Below are 521 nucleotides of genomic sequence, written 5' to 3'. Positions count from 1 at the left end.
GGAAGACGCCGTGCAGGCCTTTCGCGAACTCTGTGAATCGGTGACCGCGAGAAACATCGCGGTGGCCGGCGATTCCGCCGGTGCCTGTCTGGCCTTGAGCATGATGCTCAAGCTGAAAAGCATGGATTTGAGCCAACCCGGCTGCGCCCTGCTGCTATGCCCGCTGGCCGATCTGACCCTGTCGGGCGAGAGCATCAACCGCAATCGGCATTTGGAGCCCTTGCTGACCAAAGAATGGCTCGAAGTGAACAACGAATATTATTCGGCGGACACCCCGCGCGAAGACCCAATGGTTTCGCCGGTGTTCGCCGATTTGTCCGAACTGCCGCCAATGCTGATCCAGGCGGCCGCACATGATCTGTTGCTGGATGATGCCCGACGCATCCACGCAGCGGCGCGCGATGCCGGCGTGGATACCAAGCTGGAAGTTTTTGCCGACCTGAGTCACGATTTCCAGCTCACCCCGGATATCGTGCCCGAAGCCCGGCGCGCCTTTGCGATGGCCGGCGCTTACATTAAAC

Annotated in this window: 1 protein-coding gene; it reads left to right on the top strand. The window is 60.5% G+C overall.

What is annotated here, in order from left to right:
• On the top strand, positions 1 to 521 hold a 521-nt coding region (locus M1V25_RS10315), incomplete at both ends, for an alpha/beta hydrolase fold domain-containing protein (protein WP_498843233.1).

The organism is Candidatus Nebulibacter yamunensis, assembly GCF_024208055.1.
Taxonomy (GTDB): Bacteria; Pseudomonadota; Gammaproteobacteria; order Francisellales; family Francisellaceae; genus Caedibacter; species Caedibacter lacustris.
Note: the sequence above shows the minus strand (reverse complement) of the source record. Positions and strands in the feature narration are given on the sequence as shown.